General features: G+C 40.4%; 22 protein-coding genes. 14 read left to right on the forward strand and 8 right to left on the reverse strand.

Annotation, left to right across the window (positions count from 1 at the left end):
• The first annotated feature begins 46 nt into the window (after positions 1–46).
• Together ACXAFK_RS02980 and ACXAFK_RS02985 are read left to right on the forward strand one after the other, a co-directional pair.
• Positions 47–1,879: a TonB-dependent receptor plug domain-containing protein gene (locus tag ACXAFK_RS02980; RefSeq protein WP_474956752.1), complete on the forward strand. Its 1,833-nt coding sequence runs from the start codon at positions 47–49 to the stop codon at positions 1,877–1,879.
• Positions 1,880–2,066: 187 nt separating this feature from the next.
• Positions 2,067–2,936 (forward strand): cupin-like domain-containing protein, encoded by an 870-nt coding sequence (locus ACXAFK_RS02985; RefSeq protein WP_474956753.1) that lies wholly within the window; start codon positions 2,067–2,069, stop codon positions 2,934–2,936.
• Between the two features lie 3 nt (positions 2,937–2,939).
• Here the strand turns inward: ACXAFK_RS02985 and ACXAFK_RS02990 are convergent, their stop codons facing one another.
• The 4 genes from ACXAFK_RS02990 to ACXAFK_RS03005 form a co-directional block, all read right to left on the reverse strand.
• Positions 2,940–3,425 (reverse strand): regulatory protein RecX, encoded by a 486-nt coding sequence (locus tag ACXAFK_RS02990; protein ID WP_474956754.1) that lies wholly within the window; start codon positions 3,423–3,425, stop codon positions 2,940–2,942.
• A 7-nt stretch (positions 3,426–3,432) separates the two neighbouring features.
• Positions 3,433–5,787 carry an alpha-L-rhamnosidase-related protein gene (locus tag ACXAFK_RS02995; protein WP_474956755.1) on the reverse strand — a complete coding sequence of 785 codons (2,355 nt, stop codon included), beginning with the start codon at positions 5,785–5,787 and terminating at the stop codon, positions 3,433–3,435.
• Positions 5,788–5,877: 90 nt separating this feature from the next.
• Complete coding sequence (locus tag ACXAFK_RS03000) at positions 5,878–7,428, reverse strand: Rne/Rng family ribonuclease (protein ID WP_252080877.1); 1,551 nt, start codon at positions 7,426–7,428, stop codon at positions 5,878–5,880.
• A gap of 272 nt (positions 7,429–7,700) precedes the next feature.
• Positions 7,701–7,991 carry an HU family DNA-binding protein gene (locus tag ACXAFK_RS03005; protein WP_014032385.1) on the reverse strand — a complete coding sequence of 97 codons (291 nt, stop codon included), beginning with the start codon at positions 7,989–7,991 and terminating at the stop codon, positions 7,701–7,703.
• Between the two features lie 124 nt (positions 7,992–8,115).
• On the opposite strand from ACXAFK_RS03005, the gene mutY reads away from it, so the two are divergent.
• The 4 genes from mutY to gldD are packed head-to-tail and all read left to right on the forward strand — an operon-like array spanning position 8,116 to position 11,546.
• Positions 8,116–9,153, forward strand: coding sequence for an A/G-specific adenine glycosylase (gene mutY, locus ACXAFK_RS03010; RefSeq protein ID WP_474956756.1), 1,038 nt, complete (start codon positions 8,116–8,118; stop codon positions 9,151–9,153).
• 23 nt (positions 9,154–9,176) lie between these two features.
• A complete protein-coding gene (locus ACXAFK_RS03015) occupies positions 9,177–9,659 on the forward strand; it encodes a single-stranded DNA-binding protein (RefSeq protein ID WP_224836083.1) in 483 nt (160 codons plus the stop codon).
• Positions 9,660–9,688: 29 nt separating this feature from the next.
• Positions 9,689–10,999, forward strand: a complete 1,311-nt coding sequence (locus ACXAFK_RS03020) for a gliding motility-associated protein GldE (RefSeq protein WP_474956757.1) — start codon at positions 9,689–9,691, stop codon at positions 10,997–10,999.
• Positions 10,989–11,546: a gliding motility lipoprotein GldD gene (gene gldD, locus ACXAFK_RS03025; RefSeq protein ID WP_224836085.1), complete on the forward strand. Its 558-nt coding sequence runs from the start codon at positions 10,989–10,991 to the stop codon at positions 11,544–11,546. Before ACXAFK_RS03020 ends, gldD begins: the two co-directional genes overlap by 11 nt.
• Here gldD and ACXAFK_RS03030 read toward each other — a convergent pair whose 3' ends face one another.
• Entirely contained in the window at positions 11,547–11,981 is a 435-nt protein-coding gene (locus ACXAFK_RS03030; protein ID WP_474956758.1) for a hypothetical protein, read from the reverse strand. It abuts the gene before it with no gap.
• 215 nt (positions 11,982–12,196) lie between these two features.
• Here ACXAFK_RS03030 and ACXAFK_RS03035 point away from each other — a divergent pair, with 215 nt between their 5' ends.
• Both ACXAFK_RS03035 and ACXAFK_RS03040 read left to right on the forward strand, forming a co-directional pair.
• Entirely contained in the window at positions 12,197–12,589 is a 393-nt protein-coding gene (locus ACXAFK_RS03035) for a hypothetical protein (RefSeq protein ID WP_474956759.1), read from the forward strand.
• A 64-nt stretch (positions 12,590–12,653) separates the two neighbouring features.
• A complete protein-coding gene (locus ACXAFK_RS03040) occupies positions 12,654–14,768 on the forward strand; it encodes a TonB-dependent receptor domain-containing protein (protein ID WP_474956760.1) in 2,115 nt (704 codons plus the stop codon).
• Positions 14,769–14,837: 69 nt separating this feature from the next.
• Here the strand turns inward: ACXAFK_RS03040 and ACXAFK_RS03045 are convergent, their stop codons facing one another.
• Together ACXAFK_RS03045 and ACXAFK_RS03050 are read right to left on the reverse strand one after the other, a co-directional pair.
• The gene (locus tag ACXAFK_RS03045; protein ID WP_474956761.1) at positions 14,838–16,910 is read right to left on the reverse strand and encodes a M16 family metallopeptidase; all 2,073 of its coding nucleotides are present in this window, start codon (positions 16,908–16,910) and stop codon (positions 14,838–14,840) included.
• Between the two features lies 1 nt (position 16,911).
• On the reverse strand, positions 16,912–18,234 hold the full coding sequence (locus tag ACXAFK_RS03050) for a M16 family metallopeptidase (protein WP_474956762.1): 1,323 nt from the start codon (positions 18,232–18,234) through the stop codon (positions 16,912–16,914).
• Between the two features lie 186 nt (positions 18,235–18,420).
• Here ACXAFK_RS03050 and ACXAFK_RS03055 point away from each other — a divergent pair, with 186 nt between their 5' ends.
• The 6 genes from ACXAFK_RS03055 (at position 18,421) to ACXAFK_RS03080 (ending at position 25,718) form a co-directional block, all read left to right on the forward strand.
• Positions 18,421–18,876: a DUF4199 domain-containing protein gene (locus ACXAFK_RS03055; RefSeq protein WP_224836212.1), complete on the forward strand. Its 456-nt coding sequence runs from the start codon at positions 18,421–18,423 to the stop codon at positions 18,874–18,876.
• A 95-nt stretch (positions 18,877–18,971) separates the two neighbouring features.
• The gene (gene rplU / locus ACXAFK_RS03060; protein WP_474956763.1) at positions 18,972–19,499 is read left to right on the forward strand and encodes a 50S ribosomal protein L21; all 528 of its coding nucleotides are present in this window, start codon (positions 18,972–18,974) and stop codon (positions 19,497–19,499) included.
• Positions 19,500–19,523: 24 nt separating this feature from the next.
• The gene (gene rpmA / locus ACXAFK_RS03065) at positions 19,524–19,784 is read left to right on the forward strand and encodes a 50S ribosomal protein L27 (protein ID WP_224836214.1); all 261 of its coding nucleotides are present in this window, start codon (positions 19,524–19,526) and stop codon (positions 19,782–19,784) included.
• 166 nt (positions 19,785–19,950) lie between these two features.
• Entirely contained in the window at positions 19,951–21,510 is a 1,560-nt protein-coding gene (locus ACXAFK_RS03070) for a tetratricopeptide repeat protein (protein ID WP_474956764.1), read from the forward strand.
• Between the two features lie 180 nt (positions 21,511–21,690).
• On the forward strand, positions 21,691–24,582 hold the full coding sequence (locus ACXAFK_RS03075) for a TonB-dependent receptor (RefSeq protein ID WP_474956765.1): 2,892 nt from the start codon (positions 21,691–21,693) through the stop codon (positions 24,580–24,582).
• Positions 24,583–24,695: 113 nt separating this feature from the next.
• Positions 24,696–25,718, forward strand: coding sequence for a phytase (locus tag ACXAFK_RS03080; RefSeq protein WP_474956766.1), 1,023 nt, complete (start codon positions 24,696–24,698; stop codon positions 25,716–25,718).
• Positions 25,719–25,721: 3 nt separating this feature from the next.
• Here the strand turns inward: ACXAFK_RS03080 and ACXAFK_RS03085 are convergent, their stop codons facing one another.
• Positions 25,722–26,834 (reverse strand): D-TA family PLP-dependent enzyme, encoded by a 1,113-nt coding sequence (locus ACXAFK_RS03085; RefSeq protein ID WP_474956767.1) that lies wholly within the window; start codon positions 26,832–26,834, stop codon positions 25,722–25,724.
• Positions 26,835–26,927 lie beyond the last annotated feature (93 nt).

The raw sequence follows: 26,927 nt of genomic DNA on the forward strand, positions 1-26,927 counted from the left end.
TTGCAGCATTAATTGAACAACTTTCAACCGGTTATAAATTCCAATTATGAAGAAATCAATTTTATTTTCTGCGATTTTACTTACGGGTGCTTCTCAGGTAAAAGCACAGCAAGATGATGCTGTTGTAAAAGTGGATTCGTTGAGCGAAGTTGTAGTGACCGCAAATCGTATCGATCTTCCTTTCAAAGAAAATTCAAGAACCATAAACATAGTTACCTCTAGTGATATAAAGAACAGTGCTGCAGTTAATGTTGCGGATTTATTACAACAAGTCGCGGGCGTAGATATTAGGAGGCGCGGTACCGGGGGTAGCCAAGCCGACTTGTACCTAAGAGGAGGCGGCTTTGACCAGACCTTATTATTGATTGATGGTGTAAAAATGGACGATGCACAAACCGGTCACCATACCATGAATGCTGCATTACCATTGGAGGTAATAGAAAGAATTGAAATTATAAAAGGACCTGCGGCACGCGTTTTTGGTCAAAATGCATTTGCAGGCGCAATAAATATCATTACCAAAAAGAATTTGAACAATTCGATGTCCTTAAATGTAGAGGTAGGTTCTTTTGGACAATTGAATGGTAGCGTAACGGCTGGCGTTGAAAAGGAAAACTCATCCCATATCATACATGTGGGCAGGATAACGTCCGAAGGTTATAGAAACAACTCGGATTATGATAATGGCAATTACTATTTAAAAAGTATTTTCAATAAAAATGCACAGCCTATAGAAATGACAGCTACATTTATGGAGCGTAATTTTGGGGCCGAGAATTTTTATACCACCAATCCTACCTTTAATGAGTACGAAGAAACTCAAAACAGCCTATTGGCGTTTTCTACCACTTTTAACAACAAGAAGCTTAAAATACAACCAAGAATTTACTGGAAACGTAATCAAGATTTATTTTTATTAAGAAGAAACGAACCGAGTTTTTATAGGAACATGCATATTTCCAATAAAATTGGAGTGGAAACCAATGCATCCTACCTCTCTAAACTGGGAATTACAGGTTTTGGGGTAGAGTTTTCCAAAATTTATTTAAGAAGTAACAACCTTGGTAATAGAGATCGTTTTATGTCCAATGTGTTTTTAGAGCACCGCTTTAGTGTTGTGGACAATAAGCTGGATATTACACCAGGTGTGGCACTCACCTACTTTTCAGATTTTAAGTTTAAAGCATTTCCCGGATTGGATATAGGGTATAGCCTAACAAACAATTTTAAAGTATATGGTAACATAGGTTATACATACCGCGTTCCTACCTATACCGATTTGTTCTATAACGACCCTGTTACTAGTGGAAACGCAGATTTGGAACCAGAGGAAGCTTTTGCACAAGAATTAGGCTTAAAGTATACCACAATCAAGTTTAACGCTAGTGTCGCTGTTTTTAACAGAGATGCGGATAATCTTATAGATTATATCAGAAACGATATTTCTGAAGACGTATTTACAGCTACTAATATTACAGAGGTAAATACCAAAGGTCTGGAGTTGGATGCCGCCTATAATTTTATGTTCAAAGATTTTGTTCAGACACTGAATGTAGGCTACGCTTTTTTGGATGATAATATTTTAGATCAGAATGAAGCATTATCGCGATATTCTTTGAACACTTTAAAACATCAATACACCACACGCCTAAGTACGCAATTGTTCAAGAATGTACGTCAGAATATAGTTTATAAGTACGCAGAACGTACTACGGGACAAACCTATAATGTTTGGGATGCCTCTTTGGCCGTTAAAGTAAATCAGGCTGAGCTTACCATAACGGCTAGCAATATTTTCGATGCAGATTACATAGAGTCGGGTTTTGTGCCCATGCCGCCGAGCAACGTGCTTTTCGGTCTGCGTTATAGTTTTAGATAGGCACTCCAATCTGTGTTGTAATACAGCACATGAGTAGGACGGAATGTAGCAGGAACAACGGTCGCCCCCGAAAGCGTGGTCAAGTATTGAAGCTAAAGCGAGGCATGGGAAAAACAATTTCAAAAAGTTGGATTGGAGACCATTCAAATCCTTTTCTTAATTTAGTGGTTTCAAATTCATTGAAATCTTGAAGCTGAATCTTGAACAGATACCTCGGGAAAAAACCCTTTCCAAGAAAGAGTTTGTCCAAAAATATTTCAAGCCCCAGAAGCCGGTAGTCATTGAGCGCTTTATTGAGGATTGGCCTGCATATTCCAAATGGAGCTTGGACTATGTAAAAGAGGTGGCAGGGGACAAGGAAGTGCCATTGTACGATGATCGCCCAGTAAAACACGACGAAGGATTCAATGAGCCGCACGCTAAAATGAAGATGTCCGATTATGTAGATCTATTGCAAAGTGGTCCAACAAAATACCGAATTTTTCTTTGGAACGTGCTCAAAGAAGTTCCGATACTTCAAAAAGACTTTTACTACCCGGACTTTGGTTTGCGTTTAATGAAAGGGTTGCCCATGCTATTTTTTGGCGGGGAGGATTCACATACCTTTATGCATTATGACATAGATCTTGCCAATATCTTTCACTTTCATTTTGAAGGGAAAAAGCAGTGCATTCTTTTTTCGCAATCCGAGACCAAATACCTCTATAAAATCCCGCATTCCTTGATTACCAGGGAGGATATTGATTTTGCCGATCCAGATTTAGAAAAATGGCCCGCCCTGCAACATGCAAAAGGGCACATAACAGAGTTGGAACATGGTAATGTCCTTTACATCCCAGAAGGATATTGGCATCATATGAAATATATAACACCTGGATTTTCAATGAGCTTGAGGGCGGTTGCCAGAAAACCCAGGAATTTTGGCCAAGCGGTCTACAATATTTTTGTAATGAGGCATTTTGATAACCTTATGCGAAAATTCAAAGGACAAAAATGGATAGACTGGAAGAACGAGAAGGCCGTGGAGCGAACACAAAAGCTATTGCTCCAAAAGTAATAGCTACTTGATCAGCTCGTTGGTTTTTTCGTAGACCAAATGGCTCTCCCATCCACGGTAGAGTAAATAATCTGCCAATTTCTTCTTTTTTTTAAAGCTATTGGTTTCCTTGATCTGGTCTAATCTTTTTCTGGCCAGCTCATCCAAGGTCCTTAAATAATCTTCATCGGAGATTTCGGCCAGGGCGCTCTTTATGTTGTAGGCAGAAATGTCCCTATACTTTAACCCATTTTTTATGCGGTTTGCTCCCCACTTTTTAATATTGAACTTTCCACGTGCAAATGCCTTTGCAAAACGTTCCTCGTTCAAAAAGTTTTCCTGTATCAAATGCCCAATAATTTGATCTATGGCCTCAGGGATCATGTTCATATTTTTTAGTTTTTCCGTTACCTCTTTGTGGCATCGTTCCTGGTAGGCACAGTAGCGTTCCATTTTTTGGGTTGCTTCTTGGATGGAGTAAAACTTCTGTCCGGAAAATTGTGATCTCATAGATTGCCTATTTGGAAACAACAATGTCCTTATCCGAAAAAGTAAGGATGGTTTTTCCATTTGTTGAGGTCCTTTCTGGGTTGCCCTCGGTTGCCATATAATCTGCCTCGGGCAATACGAGCCTTATTTTCCAATCGCCACGAGTCTGTTGAATCTTGATTTTGCTGCCAGAGTACCAAATCGAAACAGTATTGTCCCCTACTTTTACATTTTCCAAAGATGCTTCGCCCCATTCCGTTGGCATCTGTGGTTCAATAACAATGGTTTTTTTATGCGCCATAGGTTGAATTCCAAAAAATTGATTTACAATGGGAACAGCAAAAGCATAAATATTCCAAGCTTGGGTCATCATTCCGTAATCCGGGGAAACTTCGTAGATACTTCCCGGTAGCGCATAGCTAAAAGTGCGGGACATTCTCTGTAAATAGTCCAAAGCTCGATCTGGACGACCATAATTGTTCTCGGCAATGGCCTGTACCCCTGTTGGGAGTGTCATTACCGCACCGGTATAGGAAAATACCTTGCTGCCTTCAAAGGAACCATCGTCCTCGCCTGCGCTTTCATCACGATCGATTCCTGTTACAAAAACCCCAAATGGATTAGTAAATTTTGTGGCATTGTCCAAGGCCAAAATCGCTTTGGTGGAATCTGCAATTCCCATTTCCATGGGAGTGTTCACCACCCAGTTATGATAAAGCACAAAAGGCCTGGGTGTATCGGAAGGGTTGCTCAAAATTTGTTGTTTGGTGGCCTCCAGCTCTTCAATGGCCCAAGGTTTGTTCAAAGTGTCCGCCCTTACCAAGGCATCTTCTATTAAATGAAGGGCTTGGTCATCGGTTCCAATAAAATCCGCATAAGAATTAAACGTCTCCGACCAAAACTGTTCGTTGATCTTTGTCTTTAGCTCATCTGCCAAATTTTGATATTTTTTGGCCAATTCCGAATTGCCCAATTCTTCGGCTATCAGGGCAGCATCGGCAAAAGCTCGTTGGGTGTAAGAGGCAACATCGATCATTTCACTGTCAAGTCCATGGATTTCCATCATTCCAAAGCCATCGGGAAAAAGGTTGTTGTTGTCGTCGTTTTCTTCCAATAGCCAATTCAACCCCTTTTTTATGGTCGGAAAATACCTGGTCAAAAATTCTTTGTCGCCGTTCCATTTGTATATTTCCCATATCAACGATGTGAACTGGGGAGTTTCATTAATATTACCTTTATTAAAAACTACTCCGTTGGTGGACATTTCATGAAGAATCCTACCGTTGGTGTTAACGGCCATGGAAACACTGTCCAAAAGTTCTATGGTCTGTTCAACTACTTTATCCTGTCCAATGGCCATGTAGCCTTTTAGGGCATATTCGCTATCGACCCCAAAATACCAGGGGTAATCCGGTATACCGGCCCCAATCCCTGTTCCTATTTCTGGAATTGTGCGCACCAACCAATCACAATTGTACTTTAACCACTTAAAGGTTTCTTGTAAGTGTTTGTCAGGAATAGTCAACTTGGACTGATTTGCAAGCGCTTCGTAGCGGGATTTCTTTTCTTGAAACAAGTCTTTGCGTTGGCTCAGTATGGTTTTGTATTGATCTAGTGCAATTTCTTCGGAAGTATAAGAGCCAGCTACGGCAAAGTTGATAACCTGCTCGGATTTAGAAGGTACTTGAACGGTATAGGTTAAAGAATGGGAAGTACCGTTGGGTTGTTTTGCACTTTTGATTTCCTGTGTTGCAATAGGGGCTTGGTCCGACCCAAAAACATTGTGCCATGGATTTAAACTGTCTTTTACCAACCAGTGATTTTCTTTTAAAACCCCATAGTCTTTGGTGTCCAACATTTTGGATTGTTCCCCTAGCCATGTGGGTCTTAAATTGGTATGTCCAGTGAATTTTAATTGTCCTTCTATATTTTTGGAACTATTGTTTTTTATGATAAACTGTATCGAAATGCCTTGAATGTTATCGGGTACAAACTGAACTCGTTCAATTACAAGGGTATCGTCTTCAAGTTCAAAAATGTGTTTGTTGGCAAAGGGGTAGTTCACAAATTCCGAAGCCTTGTTGAGTAAATATGTGTTTGCGTTCACAGTTAGTTCTGCATCAAAGCCATCCATAAGTTTAATGGGGTGGTTCCATATTCCACCCATTTCGCCCTTTATATGCCAACCCAAAGGCGGGAAGGTGCCATCTTGATGTCCGACCATGTAAACTCTGTTCCCGGCCGTAACAAAAGGAGAGGACAAATATTCGCTGTTCCCCGAAATACTGGGGGACTCTTTCAATATGTCGGAAAGTAACGGTTCAGATTTTGGGGTACAGGCCAAAATCAATAAGGAGCAAAGCAAGGGGATTCTAATTTTCATAATAATTGTGCTTGTCTTTCAAAAATAAAGCTTTGAACGGAAATGTATAAAAGCAAAAAAGCGACTCCAAAAATATGGAGTCGCTTTGTATTATGCTCGTATTGTTTTACCGTCTTTATCCTTAAAACGATATTCGAGATACGTGTAAGCATCCCTAGGTTGGATCTTTATCCATTTTTTATAGGTTTTGAACCATTTGGAACGGATAGATGGGAACCCTTTGGTAAGGTAAGCTGCAATAAACGGATGGATATTAAGAACAATTCCATTGTTTTTTTGCTTTTGTTTTAGGATTCTTTCCAAGTCCGCTTGGATCTTATCGATCAACACAATGGGAGCTTCTACTTCGGCTCCCGCCAGGTTCGGGTTTTCCTCGCTGGTTTTTATATTCATTTCCGGACGCACTCTTTGTCTTGTAATTTGAACAAGTCCAAATTTACTCGGGGGCAAAATTTTGTGTTTGGCCCGATCGTCCTTCATTTCTTCCCTAAGGTGATCGTACAGTTTTCTGCGGTGATCGCCTTTGGTCATATCAATAAAATCCACAACGATGATTCCGCCCATGTCCCGCAATCGTAATTGTCTTGCAATTTCGGTAGCGGCCAATAGATTTACCTCTAATGCTGTATCCTCTTGGTTTTTTGCCTTGTTGGAGCGGTTACCACTGTTTACGTCTATAACGTGCAGCGCTTCGGTATGCTCAATTACAAGATAAGCCCCTCGGCTCATGGATGCAGTTCGGCCAAACGAGGTTTTTATTTGGCGTTCAATACCAAATTTTTCAAAAATGGGTGCCGAACCGGTGTATTGCTTTACAATGGATTCTTTTTCAGGTGCGATTTCGTGCACATAATCCTTGATTTGGTTGTAAAGCGTTTCATCATCAACATGGATTCCGGTAAAGGAATCGTTGAATACATCCCTAAGGATGGAGGAGGCCCTGTTCAATTCCACCAATACTTTGGATGGATGGGGCGCTCTTTGCAATTTCTTGCACATTGCTACCCATTTGGATAACAAGTTCTGGAGATCTTTGTCCAGTTCTGCAACCTTTTTGCCTTCTGCTACGGTACGGATAATTACACCAAATCCTTTGGGTTTTATACTTTTTACAAGTCTAATAAGTCGGTCCTTTTCTTCTTTGCTCGCTATCTTTTGGGATACCGAAACTCTATCTGAAAAAGGCACCATTACCAAGTATCGCCCAGCGATAGAAAGCTCGGAGCTTATTCTTGGTCCCTTGGTGGAGATGGGTTCTTTTACAATTTGTACGAGTAGCGACTGATTGGCTTTTAATACATCGTTGATGCTGCCATTCTTGTCAATATCTTTTTCAAATGGAAAATCTTTTAGGGTGTAGTCCTTTAACTTCCCTGTTTTAGCTTTTTTGATAAATTTCAACATGGAAGACAGTTGCGGTCCGAGGTCATGGTAGTGCAGGAACGCATCTTTTTCATAACCTACATTAACGAAAGCCGCATTAAGGCCCGTTACGGGTTTTCTAATCTTGGCTAGGAAGATATCCCCTACGGAAAAGTTGTTGTTGTCTTCTTCTTTGTGTAATTCTACTAATTTTCCATCCTTTAATAAGGCAAAATCGACTGCTTCCGGCGTAGATCTTACTATTAATTCTCTATTCACCTGAATCGATTTTAATTTGTCCCACATGAATTTTGGGACAAATGATTAAACAATATTTGGAATCGGTTATTTTTCGAACCGATTGAAATTCGTTTTTGGAATCTCTATGTCAAAGAACGTAATTGGGTAAAACGAAAAAGTAGTTGAAACAACTACTTTTTCTTGTGTCGGTTAGCTCTTCTGCGCTTCTTGCGCTTGTGCGTGGCTACCTTATGTCTTTTTCTTTTTTTTCCACTCGGCATATGGCTCTTGCTTTTGAGTTGTTAATTATATTATTTTACTTGTACATTGGTCTTTACGCCCTCCACAAATACTTTGGCCGGCTTAAAAGCAGGAATATTGTGTGCAGGAATTTTTATAGTAGTGTTCTTGGAAATGTTCCTACCTGTTTTTTCCGCTCTGGTCTTGATGATAAAGCTACCAAAACCTCTTAAATAAACATTGTCTCCATTCTCTAAAGATGATTTAACCTCCTCCATAAAGGATTCAACTGTCGCTTGCACGTCTCCTTTTTCAATACCTAGTTTTTCTGAGATCCTAGTTACAATATCTGCTTTCGTCATTTCGTCTTATTAATTTTCTAATTTTTTTCGGCTTGCAAATATAAACATTATAATTAATCTTTCCCTTTAACCCTTTAATTTTAAGTATATAAACTGATACATTTGACCTTTATTACTTTCTTTGATGAGTTTTGCCCAAAAAATCCTGAATTGGTACCATGAAAATCAGAGAGATCTGCCATGGAGAAGAACACGTGACCCATATAAGGTTTGGTTATCGGAAATTATACTCCAACAGACTCGCGTTGTGCAAGGTATGCCCTATTATTTGCGATTTGTTGATGCTTTCCCAACGGTACAAGATCTTGCCAAAGCACCCGAAGAACAAGTGTTGAAACTATGGCAGGGGCTAGGATACTATTCCCGAGCGCGAAACCTGCATGCCACAGCAAAAATAGTGGCGAACAATTTTGATGGCCAATTTCCCAATACATATAAAGAGTTAAAATCGTTAAAAGGGGTTGGCGATTACACCGCAAGTGCCATTGCATCTTTTTGTTTTGATGCTCCGGAACCGGTTGTGGACGGAAATGTATATCGTGTATTGTCCCGATATTTTGGTGTAGATATACCTATTAATAGTACCAAGGGCATCAAATACTTTAAGGAACTTGCCCGAGAGGTAATGGATTCGGGGAACATTAGGGATTACAATCAAGGTATAATGGAATTTGGAGCCGTGCAATGCGCCCCCAAAAAGCCCTACTGTTTACTGTGCCCTTTACAAGAAAGTTGTGTAGCTGTCAAAGATGGAAAAGTGAGTGAGCTACCTCTAAAACTGAACAAGACCAAGGTAAAGAACCGCTATTTTAATTATGTAATTCCCATCGATCCGGAAAATAATACCATCTTGGAGCAAAGAACAGGAAAGGGTATTTGGCAAAATCTGTATCAGTTTCCCCTTGTAGAGTCCGATAAGAACCTTAAGGCGGAGGAACTAAAACTTTTGATCCGAGGTAATGGCCAATTGCCGGAATATGAGTCCTTATCCTTATATAATAATGAAACCATTGTGCACAAATTGTCCCATCAACATTTGCACACAAAATTTTGGATCCTAAAAACTTCCTATATCTTAGAGGAGGGAACGCCCTGGAAAAAGATAGGCGATTTTCCTGTGCCAGTTTTAATAGCTGATTTCATCAAGACATTTAAAATTTAGTACTTTTGATTAATTAAAGAAATATGAGCGGAACATTAAACAAAGTAATGCTGATCGGGCATTTGGGGGACGAAGTCAAAGTACACTACTTTGAAGGAGGCAATTGTATCGGCAGATTTCCCTTGGCCACCAACGAGACCTATACCAACAGGCAAACGGGCGAAAGGGTTACCAATACGGATTGGCACAACATTGTGGTACGGAACAAGGCTGCTGAAATTTGTGAAAAATACCTGAGCAAAGGCGATAAAGTATATGTGGAGGGCCGTTTAAAAAACAGACAATGGCAGGGTGAGGACGGAAATACCCGATACACTACCGAAGTACACGTACAGGATTTTACCTTTTTAACGACCAAAAAGGAAAGCCTGTCCGCCGGACAGGGAGGAACGGTGAATGCACAGACATCCCCGTCGTCTTCGAACTACCAAGAACCATCCAAGCAGGAAAGACCTTCGGCGCCTATTCAAAATTCAGAAGAAGAGGATGACGACCTACCATTCTAAGAACTAAAGATTAAAAAAGCAATATTAAATTGGATCCCGAGCCCCATAGTTTGGCAATTTATCTTACCACTTTTAGTGGAATATTCACCTTAAAAATTGTTGTGCTAGTACTGCTATTGGCATGCTCCGCATTAATTTCGGCCGCAGAAGTGGCACTTTTTGGTCTCTCGCAGACCAATTTGAACGAAATGCAGGAAAACGATTCCCAACGAGGCAAACTTGTTGTACAATTGTTGGACAAGCCCAAAAAGTTGCTGGCCACCATACTGATCACCAACAATGCCATCAATATTGGAATTGTTCTACTATTTAGTTCCATTGGCGATACCATTTTTGAAGGAATCGAAGGAACCTTTCGCTTTTTATTGGAAGTGGTAGTGGCCACTTTCTTAATATTAATGTTCGGTGAGATCTTGCCCAAAATCTACGCGAACCGCAATCGTGTTCAGTTTTCCCATTTTATGGCCATTCCCCTAAAAGGACTCAATTATATATTTACCCCTTTAAGTTCCCCAATGCGGTCGATTACATTATACATGGAAGATAAGTTGGGAAAGAAAAAATCCAATTTAAGCATTAATCACCTATCGCAAGCGCTCGAACTGGCCTCCGAGGGGGATACCACCAAAGAAGAACAGAAAATATTGGAAGGCATCGTAACGTTTGGCAATACGGATACCAAGCAGGTAATGCGACCGCGGATAGATATTTTTGCCGTCAACGAGAAAATGAAATTCCCGGAGGTAATCGAGGAGATAAAGAAAAACGGCTATTCTAGAATTCCGGTATTTTCAGAAAATATGGACAATGTTTTGGGTGTACTTTACGTGAAAGACCTTTTGCCTTATATCGATAGAAAAACCTTTAACTGGATGTCCTTGATACGAGAGCCTTACTTTGTCCCGGAAAACAAAAAATTGGACGATTTGTTGCTAGAGTTTCAGGAGAAAAAGAACCATTTGGCCGTGGTCGTGGACGAATATGGCGGCACCTCTGGAATTGTTACCTTGGAAGATATAATAGAGGAGATCGTTGGGGATATCAGTGATGAGTTCGACGACGAAGATCTGGTATTCTCCAAATTGGACGACTATAATTATGTTTTCGATGGCAAAACGGCCTTAAAGGATTTCTATCGGGTCGTAAAAATTGAAGAAGAAGAGGAGTTCGAGAGCAAGAAAGGAGAATCCGAGACCATTGCGGGATTTGTGTTGGAAATATCGGGCAGTTTTCCCAAGATCGGAGAAAAAGTTATGTTCAAGGACTACCGCTTTATTGTGGAGAGCATGGACAAGAAAAGATTAAAACGAATAAAAGTTACATTGCCACATGAAACATAAAATTTTGATTTTAGTTATGGTAACCTCCCTATTTTTAAGCTGTAAGGATGATGTGTTGCCAAAGCCCAAGGCCATGTTGCATTTGGATTATCCAACCGCCCAATACACAATTACCGATGCCGACTGTGTATACACCTTTAATAAGAACACACTTTCCAATATAAAAGAAAACAAGGATTGTTCTTTGGTTCTGGACTATCCTATTATGAACGGGTCTATATATTTAACGTACAAGCCTGTGCGGGGTAACCTGGATACCTTATTGGTAGATGCACAAAAATTGTCGTACGAACATGTGGTCAAGGCCGACAATATTGTTGAGCAACCTTTTATCAATGCCGAGAAAAAGGTCTATGGGATGTTTTACGAAGTAAGTGGCAATGCCGCATCGCAATCCCAGTTTTATGTAACGGACAGTATTAACCACTTTGTAACCGGATCCCTGTATTTTTACGCAAAACCCAATTACGATTCCATTTTACCGGCCGCTATATATCTGCAGAACGATATCAGGAAAATTATGGAAAGTCTGGAATGGAAAAACTGATTATTGCACAGTATCCTTGGCAAGCAGTGCCTGCGCGCGCTCAATGCTGCCATTGATCTTGTCCTTCACCACTTTTACCTTTTCCTCTTCTTCGTCCAGCCACTGTTGCTTTTCTTCGGAAAGCTCTTTTCCTTCCAATATTTCTTCGTGGTCAAACCTGTCTCCAAAATCCTTCATCCAGTCCATCATGGCCCTATTGGCTTCTTGTAGATCCTTCATGGCTACTTCGTAATCCTGTCCCATTTCGGTGGAATCCACTTTTGGCTTTATTTCGCCAACAAGCTTTCCTATGGTGCTCATCTTTGGCATTACCTCATCATGGATGGCCATTACCTTTTTCATTTGGGAGGACTCTTCCGTCGATTTTTTTTCCTCTTTACAGGAAAAACTAAAGAATAGGACAGAGCAAATTAAAATGGCTTGGAATTTTTTCATTGTGTACAAATTTTGAACAAAAATAAACAGGAATTGGTTAGCCACAGAGCTAGGAGCTCTAATTAATGTTAACAATGAACAAATTTGGTATTCAGAACGGATGAAAAATAAAAAAAGACATTTTTATCTTAAAAAAGACAGAATGTGACTTTTATCACATTAAGGAATATAAAGAGTACCTAATTTTGCTTTAAGTTTATATCAAAAGCCAAAAAGTGCAGTCTAATTTCCAACATAGGACCATCAACAAAATCGGCATTGTCTTGTTGTTCATTAGTATGACACTGATCAGCAACCTAAGGTTTTCGTCCATGTATGTGTATTACAGTTTGGATAGGGAAGGTTTTGTAGAACAACTTTGCGAAAACAAGGATGTGCCCGAATTGAACTGTGATGGAAAATGTGTTTTGGCACAAATGCTCAACGCACAAACCGAAGACGACGAGCCCTTTCCACAAATTGGTTGGGAGGAGGTTTTGGTGTTTTATATGGAATTGCCTAAAGTTTTTCTTTTCCGTAGTGATGAAAACGGTCTAAACGTATTTTATCACAAGGATCACTACACATATAGTTTTACCGATACCCCATTAGAACCACCAAGGGTTTAAGGTTTTTTTCTGAAAATGGTCTGTAGCCTGGACCATGCATGTTAAATCTTAAACAATAATCAAAATGAATAAAAGTATACTGGCAAAACTATGTATTTTGCTTATGGGTACCGGTGTGCTGTACGCGCAACAGTCTACCGAACAAGATACCTTGACCAAAGAGCCGGTGCAATTGGACGAAGTACTGGTAGAAGGAAAGAGAAAGACGGACCCTGTTTTTTCTACCTTCAAAAGTGAACCGGCGCGAAAAATTGTGCAATCCAAAAATGTAGCCGATCTATTCAAGGACATTAATGGCTTTGGTTTGATCAAACGGGGAAATTATGCAATAGACCCATCGTTTCGTGCTTCCCAATACGAGCAATTGAATGTCCAGTTCAATGGCGGTACCAAAGTTATGCATGCCTGCCCCAACCGAATGGATCCCATAACCACCCATGTAATCCCCGAGGAGATTGAACGCGTAGAAGTTGTAAAAGGGCCGTATACCTTTAGGTATGGTCCAACTTTTGGTGGAATTGTAAACTTGGTGACCCAAGAGGTGGAAAAGCAGGCAAAAGGTTACCATGGTACCGTTAATTTTGGTGGGGAGAACAATGGAAACGCCCTTACAAGTTTCGCTAATTTAAAATATGTTGGAGAGCAGTTCGATGTAAACCTGAACTTTGGGTATCGTGATTTTGGAAATTACGAAGATGGGGATGGCAACGAAATACCATCATCATTCAGAAGTACGGATTATGGATTGCAAGTAGGCTTTAATCCAACGGAAAACCAAAGATTGCAAGTTGGTTTTAGACAATCCTTCGGAAGGGATGTGCTGCATGCCGGTCTGCCCATGGATACCGAAATAGACGATAGCAACGTACTTTCGGTAGATTATAAATTGGACAATATTTCCGATGGATTAAAAACCTTGAACGCTAAGGTGTACCGCTCCAAGGTAGACCATGTAATGACCAACGAACTGAGACCTAGCTTTATGATGACAGAGGCAGTTTCGGAAGTGGATGCGACCACAATTGGCGGCAGGGTCGAATTGGAATGGCGACCCGGTTCAGATATAAAACTCTACACGGGATTGGATGCATTCTCCGTAGGAAGAACGGGTGAAAGAACCCGTTTGGTGAAAAGGAACATGATGACGGGAGATCCACTGCCCACGCCCATGGAGTTTGTGGATGGTGTTTGGCAAGATTCCCAAATAGATGATTACGGATTGTTCGTAGAGGCAAAATATCCGTTATCTGCCAAGCTTTTGCTCAACGTAGGGGCAAGGTACGATATGGTTCGTTCCAAATCCGATGACCCTTCCGATGATTTTATCGCAGAATATCCCGATTTGGATACTCGAACCGAGCACAATATAAGTACAACAGCCTCCTTCAAATATATGGTGTCTTCGGATGTCTTGTTAGAGTTGGCCTTTGGTAGAGGTGTGCGATCAGCGAACATGATCGAGAGGTATATCAACCACTTTACTGTGGGGCAGGACCCATTCGAATATGTAGGAAACCCCAATCTGGATGCCGAGGTAAATAATCAACTTGAGCTGGGGATCAAAGCAAAAACAGACTTTGAGAATTACTTTTTTAACCGTTTGGACTATGGAGCATCGGTTTATTATTCCATTTACGACAACTATATTGTTCCGGTAATTGACCCAACATTGGACAAAAAATATATGCCAATGGCAGAACCGACCGAAGTTAAACGGTTCGTGAATTTGGAAGATGCATACAAAACAGGATTCGAAGTTTATGGAGAGTTGGCATTTTTAGAGGACTTTAGCTTTAAAACAGAGTTGTCCTATGTTTATGCAAAAAACGAGGATTTGAATGAATCCCTGCCGTTGACCCCACCTCTAGTGACACGTTTTAACCTTAATTTTGAAAAAGAGAAAATATGGGCCAAGGCCACTTATACGCTTACTTCGGAACAGTCGGACATTGCACTGTCTTTTGGAGAGCAGGCCACAGATGGTTATGGTGTTGTGGATTTAAGTTTTGGTGCAAGACCATTCAAACATTTTACAGTGGGAGTAGCTGCATCCAACATTTTTGATGCGACCTACAACAACCACTTGAACTTCTCTTTTGTGAACCAAGCTGATTTTGGTCGGGTGCCCATTAACGACCCAGGAAGAAATCTATCCGCATTTGTTCAATATAAATTTTAAGAGCAAAAGTGCTATCGATTAAAAAAGGCACCCTTTTTGGGTGCCTTTTTAATGGAATCAAAGTATATCTTATTTAAAGTCAGTGGCTTCTACGCCCTCGTTAACTTTGATTTCTTTTACAATAAACTCCATATTTTGAGGTCCCATACTTTGTATTAACTTGAACGGGAATTTAATGCCGGATACTTCCTGGTAATCATCGAATCCAATGGTGCTGGTTACTTGTTGTCCTTGTACTTCCTGTGTATTGGTTTCTTGTACCTTTAGTCCAGTTTCCACATCATAAAATGCTGTTTTGTTATCGCTTATTTTTAGCTTGTATGCTTTGGAATCACCAACAGACTCCACACCTTCCAAGGTAACATCGCCGGCGGCCAAATAGTTGAGCTCCGGGAATGCTGCAGCTTCTTCCTTTATCTTTGCGATTTCTTCGGGTGAAAGGTCTTTACGCTGGCCTTGAACTACCATATAGCCCGAATCTCCGTCCAAAACCTGTTTTTGCATGGAATTGCCCTGCATTTTTACATCTTGCATAAACTGATCTTTGGTAGTCTTTTTCATTTCCAGCTCCAACTTCATACCTTGCATTTCAGCTTCAGCAATCATGGAATATGAGTTAACGCCTTCTAATTTGGATTTACCGCCAACAGCCTTTATATAGTTTGTCAAAACAGTATTGGCATCCATGCCCTCTGGAATACCAGCAGTGTAATCTGGCTTTGTTGTTTTATTGGCATATTTGTCGTAGTATAGCACGGGTACGGTTTTTCCATTAAAAGTCACCTTTTCCAAGTTTTCCAAAACATCGCTGCCCTTGCCAGTAACCACTATGCGGGCATTTGAAGTAGTAAAGTGCTTTTGCGCGGCCTTTTGTACATCTTCTTTGGTAATGGCATCCAATCGTTCCAAGTAAGTTTTATAAAAATCTTGTGGAAGGTCTTGTGTTTCAATATTCAAGGCATATTGTGCTACCGTTTCCGGTTTTTCCAGGGCCATTACAAAGCTACCTGCATATTTTGCCTTGGCGTTGGCCAACTCTTGATCCGAAACCGGCTCGGAAGTTATAGTTTGGATTTCTTTCAATATTTCCACAACCGAGCTATCGGTAACCATATTTCGAACCTGTGCAAAGGCATCAAATCTCATAGGGCTGTATTTGTTTGCCCTGATGCCAGAATAGGCACCATAGGTGTATCCTTTGTCCTCTCTTAAGTTTTGAAACAATCTGGACTGCATTCCGCCTCCTAAAATTCTGTTGGCCAAAAGAGCGTCCAGGTAGTCTTCATCCTTCATTGTTAAGTGGGTAAGGTTCTCCACGGCTACCTCGGATTGTACGGCGTTGGGTACATCAACAAAGTTGATCTGGGTGTATTGTACATCTTTGGGGTCGGAATAGGTGAAAGATGGCGGTGCGGCTTTGGACCATGGGGTAAAGGCTTTTGTAACCAATTCCTTTACCGTATCGAACTCAACATCGCCGATCACTACCAGATAGGCATTGGCGGGCACAAAATAGGACCTGTAAAATTGCTCCACATCTATCAGGGAAACATTGTTTACGGTCTCTTCCGTCATAAATTCACCATACGGGTGGTTTTTACCGTAGGCCAAAGCGGCCTGAACTCTTTCTGCAATCGCTGAAACATCTTTTTCTTCCGATTTGATGCCAGTTATGATCTTTTCTTTTTCCTTATCAAACTCCTCTTGTGTAAAATTCGGGTTTAGCGCGGCATCGGCCATTAACTCTAGAATTCTTGGAAAATATTTGGATAGTGAACTTGCAAAGGCACTTTGGTCCCCAATAAAAATGTTGGCGCCCAAAAAGTCAACTTCTTCATAAAACTCATCTTTTGGAATATTTTTGGAGCCTTTGCCCAGTAAACTTCCGGTAAGGGCGGACACGCCTGCTTTATCCCCTTCCATAATAGGAGGGTTGTCTATAGATAATTGGATGCGGACCCTGGGCAATTTATGATTTTCGACAACAAGCACTTTTAGCCCATTTTTAAGTTCGAAACGCGCAGGCTCTTTTAGGTTGATTTTTGGAGCAGGGCCAGGTTTCGGCTGTGTGCTCCTGTCTATTTGCGTGTAAGCGGCTGTCATAAACAAGGACAGCACGGTTAAAACTAAATACTTTTTCATTTTAATTAGCGTCTTTTTGTTCTGGTAAATACTCCAATTCAACACGTTGGTTCACCTTTAAATATTTTTTGGCCACCTCCATAATTTCTTCTCGGGTAATGGAACGGTAAATATCTATTTCTGTATTGATGAGGTTGGTGTCGTCCTTCAATATGTAATTTTCGGCCAATGAATTGGCGATTCCCTCCACACTGCTGTTCGCGTTTACAAATTGATTTTCGAACTTGTTCTGAAGTTTTTGATAATCCTTTTCGGAAATCAATTCCATTTGAAGCTTAAGGATTTCTTCATCAATTTCTTTTTTGATATCCTGGATGGAGTTGTCCCCTACCGGAAGGCCACCAACAATGTAGGAGCTATAATCCTCCGCATCGATCGGAACGGAAAGAATCTGTAGGGCCATTTTTTTCTCGTCCACCAATTTTTTATAAAGTTTAGAGCTTTCACCGCTGCTCAAATAGGTAGAGATCATATTGATCACATAAGCCTCTCTCTGTCCCTGGCCAGGTGTTCGGTATGCCAACAAAATGGCTGGTATTTGAATATTGGGATCGTGGTATTTGGCAAAGATAGTTTTTGTGATTGGCTCTTCTTTTATATTTGGTCTTGGTATCTCCGCACCTCTTGGGATGGGCCCAAAATAATCCTCGATCATTTTTTTGGTCTTATCCATCTCAAAATCACCGGCAACTACCAAAACTCCATTATTGGGCACATAATATGTTTGATTGAATTTTTTAAAATCCTCCAAGGTGGCGCTCGCCAAATGATCTAACGAACCGATTACCCCCCATCGGTAAGGGTGATCCTTGTATAGATTTTTTAAAATTTGCTCAAAAAAAGCGCCGTACGGAGCATTGTCCGTTCTCAGTCTTCTTTCTTCTTGGACCACCTCTTTTTGGGTATCCACGCCCACCTGACCTATAATTGGGTGCATTAGACGCTCAGATTCCAACCAAAGGCCTACTTCCAAACTATTCGAAGGAAATACTTCATAATAATAGGTGCGATCTAAAAAAGTGTTGGCATTGGCCCTTCCGCCATTTGCTGAAACAATTTGATCCCATTCGCCCCGTTCAATGTTTTTGGTCCCTTCAAAAAGAAGATGTTCAAAAAAATGGGCAAATCCTGTTTTGTCGGGATCTTCATCCTTAGATCCCACATGGTACATTACCGATGTAGTGACCACCGGGGCGCCATTGTCCTGATGAAGGATGACGTGCAGCCCATTGTCCAAATCATACTCCTCGAACACCACCTCCTGAGCAGAGATCAGTGCTACGGCAAAGAGCATAGTAAATGCTGTAAACAAATGTTTTTTCATTGTAATAGTTAGTATTAAAATATTTGATGTTGCTACGAGGTTGGTATCTGTTTTAACCTGGATGTTACGATAAATATAAAATAATTTTATCGGGCATAAGAAGTTTATATAGGTCTTTGGGTTCAAAAATGTGGGATAATTCACAAACATTCAGTAAATTATACAATGAATCCAAAAAGAAATCACATGAAAAATTTAACTCTTCCTATTCGATTTGGGATAGTTACCAGCGCTGTGCTGATAGCGTATTTTTTGATTTTGGCCTTAATGGGTAAACATACCAATGTGTTTTATAGTCTTTTTAATGGGATAATTACCGGATTTGGCATCTATGAGACCATCAAGTATACCAAGATTAAACAGGGAAAAGGCTTTAGTTACGGCAAAGGATTTACAGCAGGTATAACCACTGGATTTGTTGCTACTCTGTTATTTACCATATTCTTCGCGTTTTATGCAACGGAACTGGACAGTGTATTTTTGGATAATCTTTCGACCGCTTGGGCCAGTGATTATCAAAATTTTCAAGGAATTGTCTTTTTTACCGTTGCCATTATGGGGTTTGCCACGACCTTGGTTTTGACACTTTCTTTTATGCAACTTTTTAAAACCAGTAATAACTCTAAAAAAATTATGGGCTAAATCCATTAAGAATACTTGTGGATTAAGGATTTAGCAGTATATTTGCACCCGCTTATTTTAATAAAGCGAAGTAATTTTAATCTAATTAACGCATTATGTACGCAATTGTAGAGATGGCAGGGCAGCAATTTAAAGTTGCAAAAGACCAGAAAGTGTACGTTCACCGTTTGCAAGAAGAAGAAGGTAAAAAAGTTACTTTTGATAAAGTACTTCTTTTGGAAGATGGTGGTAACGTAACCATTGGCGCCCCGGTCATAGAAGGTGCGGCTGTAGAAGCCAAAGTGGTTAAACACCTTAAAGGAGATAAGGTAATCGTTTTCAAAAAGAAAAGACGTAAAGGTTACCGCAAGAAAAACGGTCACCGACAATATTTGACTGAAATCGTTGTTGAAGGTATTGTAGCTAAAGGTGCTAAAAAAGCAGCCCCAGCTAAGGCCAAAGCTGCAGCTGAACCTAAAAAGGCAGAAGCAAAAGCAGCCGCTCCTAAGAAAGAAGCTCCAAAAGCAATAGAGGATTTAAGTTCCAAAACTGTTGCTGAATTGAGAGAATTGGCAAAAGCACAAGATATCACCGGTTACTCTTCTATGAAGAAAGCCGAGCTTATCGAAGCATTAAGTAAATAAGACACGAACTAAAATTTATATATCATGGCTCACAAGAAAGGTGTAGGTAGTTCAAAAAACGGTAGAGAATCAGAATCGAAACGTCTTGGCGTTAAGATTTTTGGTGGTCAGGCAGCTGTAGCTGGTAACATTATTGTAAGACAACGTGGTACCAAGCACAACCCTGGTGACAATGTATACGCAGGAAAAGACCATACCTTGCATGCCAAGGTTGATGGTATTGTAAAGTTTGAGAAAAAGTCAGGTGGTAAATCTTTTGTTTCCATCGAGCCTTTCCAAGCTTAAGACAAAGACTTATATAATTTTAAAAGGCTCCACTTTAGTGGAGCCTTTTTGTTTTGCGTTACTTTTAAAGGTTTTATAACCTAGCCGTAATATTCTTTTTAGCCCGATTGATTTACTTGTAGGTTTATTTCAAACGCAAGTGGTGGGCAATCAAAATAGGGTATTTTTGATTTTCTTTTGGATAGGTTGTTGCCTATTTCCATATACTGGCCCTGCCCAAGCCACTGCTGAAAACCAGATAGCCTATTTTCCGCTCAAAGAACAGTTGGAAAATGTCAAACAGTATCCAGAAAACTATAAAGAAATAGCCGAGGCCTATTTAAAACTAGGCGAATACTACCATTCTTTAGGTCTCTTTTCCGAAGCTACCGAACAATACAATCTGGCATTAAATCAATTGGGTACCGCCTTAAACGACCCACTGTTCATTACGCTGAACAATAACATAGGTCGAGTGTATCTGGCACTCAATAAATTTGAATTGGCCGAACAGTATTTTACCGAATCCATGAAATCGGCCCGAGAACTTAAATATGATGCCGGGTTGGCTTCATCTTTGGGCTTGTTGGGAGCAAGTCACGAAAAACAATCGGAGTACCCAGAAGCTTTAGAGGACCAATTCCAAAGTCTTTCACTTTTTCAAAAATTGAAAGACTCAACAGGAATCGCACTCACCAATGAAAATATCGGGAGTATCTATGAGGACCTCGAGGAATACGACACGGCATATCTGTACTTTAAAAAGGCCTATACTTTTTTCAAAGGCAGTTTTTCAATCGAAGAATCCAATGTTCTAAATAATTTAGGGGATGTTTTCAGGAAAACTAAGGATTACACCAAAGCTCTTGAGTTTACCGTCAAATCATTGAATTTAGCTGAAGAAATCAACGATTTACATCAGCTGGAAAGCGCCCACAAAGATTTGTCCAAAACCTATGCTTTGATGGGGGACTATGAAAAAGCCCATTCCCATTTATTGTCAGCGTCGGAATTCAACAACCAAATGATCACTTCCCAAAACAGTGACCAGTTGAACGTGCTTCAAACCATTTTCGAGACCAATAAAAAAGAAGCTGAAATTGAATTGCTGAAAGAACAAGGAAAAGTAAGCAGGGCGAATCAAAATGTTCTTTGGGTGGCATTGTTTGCCATTGCAGCTATTCTCACCATTTTATATTTCTATTTGGGAAGAAAAAAAGAAGCAAAAATCAAACTGCAGGAATATAAACAACGCATGCTTAAAGCAGAGTTGGAGAAAAAAGCGATAGAGGAGAAAAATTTACAACGTGAGGTGCAACTCAAAACCTCTTCCTTGTCCAGATACAGTTTACATCTTTCCCAAAAGAACAAAATCCTGTTGGATCTTTCCTCAACCTTGACCAATATCGCATCCCGAAAAAACATGAACACTTCGGAAAAGATTAAAACCTTGGTCAAGGAAATAGATCACAATCTTCAGGAAGAGAATGAATGGGATGAGTTCATGTCCTTTTTCAAGGAAATCCATCCGGAATTCATTAAAAAATTGTCCTCCCTTTCCGAAAATAGCTTGTCTCCGGCCGAGCTCCGATTGGGCATGTTGTTACGCTTGAACTTATCATCAAAAGAGATTGCCTCCATTTTAAGGGTAACCCCAGATAGTGTTCGTGTGGCGCGCTATCGTCTGAGAAAAAAATTGCCGATAGATCAAAAAGAGGAATTGGTAAACTTTATGGTTGACCTTTAGTCACTTTTTGCTTCAACTCTTTACAAAAAGTTAATCGCATGTAAACAAACTGTAATTGTTGCCTTGATGTTTATAGCCATTTTTCGATTTGTTTCCCTTTTGTTCTCTTTTAGTTTAAATCATAAAGAATTGATATACATAGTTTTGGGTGACTAAGTAATGTAATTCAAATTTCAACTGATGAACCTAACAAAACTCTTTTATGTAACGCTGTTTTTAGTGCTCGGAACAGCACTTGGGCAAGCACAATCAGGAAACATCCAAGGAACCATTACCGATGAAAACGGTATTTATGTTCCTGGAGCCAATGTTTATATTCAATCCATTTCCAAAGGAGCAATATCCAATTTTGATGGAAAATTTACTCTTGTTGGCATTCCTGAGGGATCCTATACACTTTCCATTACCTATATGGGATATACCGATGTGGAGCAAGAAGTTGCGGTAACAGCAGGTCGAACAACTGCCGTTAGCATTGTATTGAACCCTTCCAATGTAGAGCTGGACGAAGTTCAGGTAAGTGCTTACGGATTGAGTGGTCAGTCCAAAGCTTTGAATACCCAAAGAACAAACATGAACATTACCAATGTGGTGTCAACCGACCAAATTGGTAAATTTCCAGATGCCAATATAGGTGATGCTGTAAAACGTATTCCCGGTATCACCATGCAAGTAGACCAAGGGGAAGCAAGGAACATTATTGTTCGTGGTCTTTCTCCACAATTAAACTCAGTTACCTTAAATGGTAGTAGAATTCCTTCTGCGGAGTCTGACAATAGAAATATTCAGATGGACCTTATTCCTTCTGACATGATTCAGACCATTGAAGTGAACAAGGCCGTAACCCCAGATATGGACGGTGACGCTTTGGGTGGTTCTGTAAACTTGGTAACCAGAACTGCGCCTCAAGGATTCAGACTTTCTGCGACTGCGGGATCTGGTGTAAACTTTATCACCGATAAGCGAATTTGGAACGGATCCATTTTGGTGGGTGACCGTACCAACGATGGTAAATTTGGTTACATGTTCTCTGCAACCATCAACGACAATGATTTTGGTTCCGACAACATTGAGGCCGAATGGAGCGACGAGTTCGAATACAATACCGGATTGGAAGACGAAGAGGGAGAGCCTATTTTGGAAGAAGTTGATGTGGATCCTTACACCAATGTAACCGAACAAAGAACGTATTTGGTACAAAGGGTGAGAAGAAGCTTTTCCGCCAATTTTGATTATCAGATCAATGCAGCCAATAATATCTACCTAAAAACCATGTACAATTGGAGGGATGATCGTGAAAATAGATTTGCCTTCGCACAAGAAATTTTGGATGGAGAGGATATTGAAGCAGGGGATTTTACCATTACCAATGGAGTCCCGACCCGTTTTCCGATTGAAGCAGTTCGCGAATCCAAAGGGGGTATCGCTGGAGGACGCAACAAAAACAGACGATTGGAAGACCAGCGTATGCAAAACTACACGCTGGGTGGAGACCATTTGTTCGGCTCATTAAAAGTGGATTGGATGGCAGCTTACGCGAAAGCCTCCGAAGAGCGTTTGAACGAACGATACGCTGCCTATGCTGCGGAGTACATTGTTAATAATGACAATAGTAACCCAAAGTACCCAATAATGACTGCATCCGACCCAAGTGATTTCAATAATATGGACAACTTTGAGTTTGATGAGATCACCAACGAAAACCAATATACTGAGGAAGAAGACATAAACTTCTTTGTGAATTTTGAATTACCGGCGGATCTGTTTGGTAATGGAGGTACGATCAAATTTGGTGGTAGAGGTCGTTTTAAAACAAAAATGCGTGACAACGACTTTTATGAATATGATTTGGAAGATTTGTATCCTACTTTGGGAGCTGTTCCGGTTAAAAACTACACTGATCCAGATTTCTTGGCAGGAGAAAAATACCAAGCAGGTACCTTTGCGAGCGAAGAATGGTTAGGTGCTTTGGATTTGAACACTACAAATGGGGAAGCTTTGCCAGATGAATACCTTCCAGGAAATTTTGAAGTAAAGGAAAATGTTTTGGCCGCTTACGCCATGTTTAACCAAAAGCTGACCGACAAGTTGAGTGTTTTGGCCGGTCTTCGTTTGGAAAACACAAAACTCGAATCGGATGGAAACCGTGTGGTGTATATTGAAGAAGATGAAGATGCAGGAATTGAAGAGGGAATCGAGGTAGAACCTGTTTCTGACGAGAACTCCTATACCAACTTTTTGCCAGGACTTCACTTTAAGTACGATTTGGATAATAACACTATCCTACGCTTTGCTTGGACCAATACGTTGGCACGTCCAAACTACGTGGATTTAATTCCTAGATCGGAGATCGTTAACGAGGATGAAGAAGTTATCGTTGGAAATCCTGAGTTGGACCCGACCACTTCCATGAACTTCGACTTGAATGCAGAGCACTATTTTGAAAGTGTAGGTATTATTTCAGGTGGATTGTTCTATAAAAGAATCAACGATTTCATCTACACTTTTATCACTGAGGCAGAAGATGATTCATTTGGTTCTGGAACAACAGGGTATGATGTTTTTCAACCTTTGAACGGGGATTCAGCATCTATTTTCGGTGCGGAGGTATCTTTCCAAAGACAATTGGATTTCTTGCCAGGCTTTGCTAGAAACTTTAGTATCTACTTGAACTATACGTATTTGTCTTCACGCGCAGATGGTATCCGTAACGAAGATGGTGACGAGCGTACCGATTTGGATCTGCCAAACACAGCGCCAAACATGTTCAACGGGTCGTTGGGTTATGCCGATAAGAGATTCAGTGCAAGACTTTCAGCCAACTTCTCCGATTCTTATATCGATGAGATTGGTGGAAATGCTTTTGAGGACAGATATTATGATACGCAGTTCTTCTTGGATTTCAACGCCAGTTATGCCATCACCAATAACTTGAGGATCTATACCGATGTGAACAATATCACCAATCAACCATTACGTTATTTCCAAAGTGTAAAGGAAAGAACACAACAAGCTGAATTTTACAGTATAAGATTCACTTTTGGCTTGAAGTACGATTTGTTCAAAAAATAAAATCAGGTAGTATATTCTATATACTAGGTCAAATCGAGCTCAGTCCAGATGCTTAGAGCATTGAAACGTTCTCGACTGCGCTCGAACTTACATAAGACATAAATTTTTAACTCATGATTAAAAAATATATCCCAATAATAATGGTGTTGGCCGCAATTTCCTGTAAAGAACTAGGAAGCAAATTGCCTGCCATTGCACCAGATGTTATTACTGAAAAAACACCTAACGATACAGACGACCCAGCCATTTGGATAAATCCAGAGGATGCATCAAAAAGTATTGTGTTCGGTACGGATAAAGAAACAAATGGTGGCATCTATGCTTTCGATTTGAACGGAAAAATCATCAAAGAAAAGTCCATTACAGGGATTCAACGACCCAATAATGTGGATTTGGAATATGGTTTTCCATTGAACGATTCGGTCGCTGTTGATGTGATTGCCTTCACTGAAAGGGAAAAGCAACAAATTCGTTTGTTTTCCGTGCCCGAAATGAAGCCGTTGGATGGTGGTGGATTTCCCGTTTTTGAAGACGAGACTAACATCGAAAACCGTTTGGCTATGGGCATCAGCCTGTACAAATCCCCAAAAGATTCATCGGTTTATGCCATTGTTGGAAGAAAAATTGGCCCTAGCGGCTCCTATTTATATCAATATAAATTGGAATCGGACAGTACTGGGGTTTCTGCCAATTTGGTGCGAAAGTTTGGAAGCTTTACTGGTGGCAAAGAAATTGAAGCCATTGCTGTGGACAACGAATTGGGCTACGTGTATTATTCCGATGAAGGGGAATGCGTAAAAAAATATTATGCCGAACCTAGTATGGGTAGCGAAGAGTTGGCCTGTTTTGGAGGCGAACACTTTTTAGAGGATATAGAAGGAATTGCCATTGCCAGATATCCAAATGGAGAGGGCTACATCATTGTTTCGGACCAACAACGTGGTCAGTTCAATATTTTCTCGAGAAAAGATAACAGTTTCATCAAAGCAGTGAATCTGTCCACCACGGAAACCGATGGTTGTGATGTGGTGACAGTTCCGTTGAACAATACGTTCCCTAACGGACTTTTTGTAGCCATGAACGATGAAAAGGACTTCTATTTTTATGATTTGAACAAAGCCTTGGACTTAAAATAAATCCTAGAATTTGAGTTTCCTTTTTCGAGCGGTAATTTCCCAAGTATCAACTTTTTTACCGTTTTCGATTACCGAAACTTCATCATGAAGATTAATAGTGGGGCAAATATGATACGGGATGCCATAAAGGATATCACCGACCTTAAATTTGCTCCACTCTTCCACTTTGATCACCCCGTGCTCTTCACTTTGTGAAAGTAACTCGTAATTGTCCAGGTTAAGGAACTTTACCCGTTTGTTGATCGGGTTCTCCGCAGCCACCGATTTATGTCCTAGATCTACTGTAATTATGCCTTTCGTAGGTTTGGAAATAATTCGTGTGACCAAAATAGCGGCTGGTTTAAAATTTTGTTCGCTCAGCTTATCCCCATAGCCCCAATCCCAAAGAACACAGGTGCCCGGGCTCGTAATTCGCGTTTCTTCCAACAGGTGGGAGGTGAACGATGGAGTTCCACCACAAATAATTTTGGCCAAAGGGTAATCAGGTTTCAGAGCCTCAAGATAAGTTTCAACATCCTTTACACCTTTCTCTATTTTTTCTTTTCTAACGGTAAAATCCACATCCCTTAAATGTCCATCGTAGGCATGTAGCCCTTTAAAGGAAAGAGATTTGCATATTTTTAGATAATCCATCAATTCATCCAACCCCGAGCCTATTTCTATCCCAGAGCGGTCCATACCATTATTAATGTCAATATAAATACTGATACAGGCCTCTTTCTCCCGAGCTTTCGAATTCAATAGCTCTGCACTGTCTATATTGTCCACAATGGTGGAAAAGGTAGTGTTGGGAAAATGGTTGGACAAACTAAGGAAACGGTCCACCTTGGGCCCAACAAGCTGATGTGCGATCAAAACAGATGTAGCTCCGGCCTCTGCTGCTATTTCCGCTTCAGGTATTGTGGATGCTTTAAAGTTGGATATGCCGGCTGCCAACATTTGCTCCAGTACCTTGGGCATTTTGTTGGTTTTAATGTGGGGCATCAACCGATCCGTGTCACCATCGATCAAATCGACCATCTCGTTAATATTGTGCTTTAAATTTTCTAAGTAGAGCGCTATGGATGGAGAATCCACAGTTTCAATATTTTTAATAACGTACCAATCCCTGTCCATATATCCAGATTTATGGGATTAAAGGTAACAATCACAATGGGATGAACGGTAATTTTAATTGTTTGATTCAGAGATTGTGTTGGATAAGCGAAT

It is taken from the genome of Flagellimonas sp. ABD4_174, from assembly GCF_056160185.1.